Below are 4,019 nucleotides of genomic sequence, written 5' to 3' on the forward strand. Positions count from 1 at the left end.
TTCCGGCAGCCTGCATCAACGCTCGAAAGCCTGTGGCGACAACACCAAGCGTCATCACGCTCCCGAACCAGATAGCCCCCATCCACAGCAAGTCTATGGATAGGCTTCGCGATTTTTCCGTTGTTTTTTCACTCATAAATAACTCTCTATACTTGGCTTTTTAACTCATTAAAAATCACAACGTTCAGAAATAAGAAGACTGTATAAGATATTATCTATCATAATATCTTAAGTAGACTGGTCAAATTGATTTGTACAATAGCATTATCAATACTTTCTATGGATGAGGGTATAATCGAACAACACAAATAATCTTGGCATTTAACCATTAAATTTGGTAACCATAAACCTTCACTTCTCTCACCACCAATATAAATCTAGAAATTTTCATCGTTGAAAATGGAAATTATCAAACGTTTAAATATGTCCAATCAACAGCCTATCTCAGGTCTTATGCGCGAAGGATATGCAACTTAATAAAATAGTCACACTGTGTTCGTCGGTGTTACACGTTGTTCGCATCGTGTACAACGTATTGACTCCCCTCTAATTCAACACATTCAGCAAGTTAACCGGATGTCTCTTGATCTCTTAGCCTCTTGTTGCACAGCCAAACTGTTCACCGTTACATGTATAAAAATAAATTCCCTTTAAATACATAAAGTTAAAAATGGAACACTCTATGCTTACTGTCAGTCGCGGTACCAAACTTATTTCAGTAAGAACAACGATGGCGGTTGTATGGAACAGCAAGTCTTGTCCCCATACCCGCAGGAGGTTTTATGAAAGCAACAACGAAAGCATGGTGGCACAGCAGGGAGCTCTGTTGTACCAGCTTATCTAACATAGGAAACTTGTTTAAACAACTTGGATGGCTGCTAGCCTTAAGTGCCATTCTGGGCCTTCAGAATGTGCAAGCGGCCGCAGGTGACCCATCCGATCAAGGTGTACAGCCTATGGAGTCTGAAGGCAACCCGACTTGTTCAGACCTTTTGATGGACATTCCTGATCTAAGGGAGTTAAGGGTCGAACCTGTTGCTGACGGTACATACAGTGACGGAACACTGGAAGTTATGATTGCCGTGCAAGAAGGCTCCAAAACCTTCTCATGGGATCAAGGTTCAAGCGCTGTCATTATTCAAGGTGTATTTGTCAAAGGCGGCCCTAGCGGTAACCTATATGAGTACTACTCTGATGGACTATTGGTGAGTTCTGATGGCGGTCTGCACTCCCCTGTCGGTAAAAATGGTAAATATGCGGGGTTGAGTCATATCTCGTTCTGTTACACCCCGGGTAAACCCGAGATCAAAATCACCAAAACCTGTACATTTGGCGGTGTCGGTGAGGATGGTCAATCATTGAAATACAATTACTCTCTGACAGTAGAAAACACTGGTCAACTCCCTTTGTATGATATCAAAGCGATCGATGTCACTGCCGAAGAAAAAGACTTGGATAATGGTACTCACCAATTCGATCTGGCCATGCTCGCGGTCGGTGACTCAGAAGAGTTTAACGGTATGTTGAGAGTGGATCAGAACGGTATCATGAACAAAGCAACCGTATCGGCTGCAATTGCGACAGGCGGTGTCACTGCGGTTGACGATGATGATACCTTCGACTGTCCGTCTCAAAACATCCCTGGCAAACTGGTACTGCAAAAAGACTGTGACGTAGTTGTGAAAAACCGGTTTGAAGAAACGGGTCTTCATGAATACGGCCTGCAAATCAACTACAGCGGTAGTGTTTGTAACAACTCTATTGTGACTGTTGAAGGCATTGCCGTTACCGACAGCGAAGATAGCGATGGACCAACGTACATGAAGGATGGAATGGAATTAGGTTCTCCATTTGCGCTGGATCCGGGAGAATGTGCTGATTTCGCAGGTAACTATGATCCTGTTCCTCAAATGGGTGAAGGCTTACCATTACCTGGCGAAGAAGTCCGAGGCTTCACCGATATGGTTGATGCCAGCGGTATCACCGTATTTGGCGGAACTGTCAATGTGATGGCCGCAGAGGCAACTTGTAAACTGTGCCCTGAATGCCCAGAGCCTGAAAACTGCCCTGAGTAAAGACACGTAAACAAGTTGTCGTAGATAAACTGATCGATGCCTGATGTTGATTCATCAGGCATCTTTTTTGTTAGGCTTACTTTTTATTGCCTTTGCCGTTACCCGGGCCGCCTGCCGAAGAGTCTCCCCCTGATGACGCCTCCAGCGTCACAGATACGCGTGCCGTCGAACTGTTTTTGCCATCGCTGATGGTGTAGCTGAAACTATCACTGGTTTTGAAACGCTTTTCAGGCGTGTAACGCAGTGTGCCGTCCGACAACATTTCCAAGCGGCCTTTGCTAGGCTGAGTGAACGAGATCACAGACACTGACGCGGTTTCCTCAACAATATCGTTCGCTAACACATCGACCGTCACTGCAGACTTTGAAGACATAACAACATTATCATTTACCGCGATCGGTGCTGAAGAGGTGCTGTCATCTGCAACAACGGTGAATGGCACAGTGGCTATCGTGCTGGAATCCAACGCCGAACTGTTGGTCGCGCTTACTGCAATTGAATAGTCATTTGCCACAGCATCTGCTGAAGAAGCGACGGAAATCATCACCTGACCAGTCTCACCCGGAGCCAGTGTCAACGCTTCGTTGTTTGCCTGCCAGCCACTCGGAACCGAAGCACGAACATCAAAGCTGCTTGTGACGCAATCCACGGTATCACGGTTGGTGACGGTCACCAGGTAAGACACCGTTTCTCCCGCCAATACTGCATTGTCGGTCATCGCGACAGCACTCAGTTCTGGCGAGTTATTGGTACACACCTTATTGCCTGGCTCACTCCCATTGGCGCCATCAAATACAACACTCACTTCTGCGCTGCCATTCGCCGCGCTGATCAAGCTAAGCGTGACACCTGAAACCGGATCGACGTAACTGTCACCAACCGCCATGGCCGGATCAAACCAGTCATTACGACCGAAAACATTGCGGAACTCCGAATTCGTTTTAAAATGGAGCAAATTGCTGCTGCGCGCATCGCCATCCGTCGCCGTGCGGATAATGATGCCATCGGTAACGTCACCACGATACAACCGATAAGATCGTGCATCCAAAAAGTTATCAAAGCCTACTGACTGACGGTATTCGATGTAAAACCAGCGCATATTGCCGGACTCAGGGTCGATACCCCGAGGCACTTTGATCGTAACCGGCTTATTGCTCTGGTCTTCATAATTGGTAATAGTGTAGGTTCCATCTTGAGTCACATTGATGGTTTTAGAGGCGTTTTCACCATCCAACCAACCGAGTTGTTCTTTTTGGAACGTATTGAAGTAACCAATATCCGGGTTACCCATAACGTCGTACGTGTCCCCGTATTCATAGGTAGTACAGTGATCCGATAGCGTTTGTTCGCCACAATCCAGTGCTCGTGAATGGTGCAGCCCGAAGTTGTGCCCCAGTTCATGCGCAATATTGGTTGCGGTGAACACATTGTTAATATAAGCCCTTGACGGCACACCTTGCATACTGGCAGATCCCGCTACGCCGCACGTGGTTTCCGTCATTAAATAGATGATACGCTCATAATCAGCCACCGGAACACCATCCGCCGCCGCCATTTTGTCCGCCGCCTCTTGGACCGCGTTTAAATCGCAGGTTTGATTTGAGACTGGTAAGGTATACCAACCTGAAACCTGACCGGTTAACCAGGTTTGACCGTACGAACTCTCTCGGTAAAAATTGTTTACATCACCAAAAACCAAGCTGTCGGCATCCGACAAAGACAGGGGCTTCTCATTCGGGTTCTCCTGAAAATTCACCAGTAAAACCAACGTTTTTTGTTCACCTTTGGTGGAGAGCATTACACTTGCGAGTGCAGAAAAAGACGACAATGAAAACAGGCCCGCCAGCAATAATGCAAAAGCCCCCTTCCCTCGCAATGATAAGTTAGTGTTGAAACTTAATATTTTGAAAGAGTTAATAAAATTCAACGTATATACCTCGGATT

General features: G+C 46.4%; 3 protein-coding genes. 1 reads left to right on the forward strand and 2 read right to left on the reverse strand.

Features of this window, described 5'->3' with window-relative positions:
- The coding region (locus CAG65_RS12695) for a DUF2474 domain-containing protein (RefSeq protein WP_161453886.1) at positions 1-136 on the reverse strand (136 nt) is incomplete at its 3' end.
- Positions 137-782: 646 nt separating this feature from the next.
- Between CAG65_RS12695 and CAG65_RS12700 the strand changes: the two genes are divergently transcribed.
- On the forward strand, positions 783-2,075 hold the full coding sequence (locus tag CAG65_RS12700) for a DUF7507 domain-containing protein (RefSeq protein ID WP_237668438.1): 1,293 nt from the start codon (positions 783-785) through the stop codon (positions 2,073-2,075).
- 76 nt (positions 2,076-2,151) lie between these two features.
- On the opposite strand, the gene CAG65_RS12705 is transcribed toward CAG65_RS12700, so the two are convergent.
- Entirely contained in the window at positions 2,152-3,873 is a 1,722-nt protein-coding gene (locus CAG65_RS12705; RefSeq protein WP_237668811.1) for an Ig-like domain-containing protein, read from the reverse strand.
- Positions 3,874-4,019: the final 146 nt, after the last annotated feature.

This window comes from Vibrio sp. V39_P1S14PM300 (assembly GCF_009904765.1).
Taxonomy (GTDB): domain Bacteria; phylum Pseudomonadota; class Gammaproteobacteria; order Enterobacterales; family Vibrionaceae; genus Vibrio; species Vibrio proteolyticus.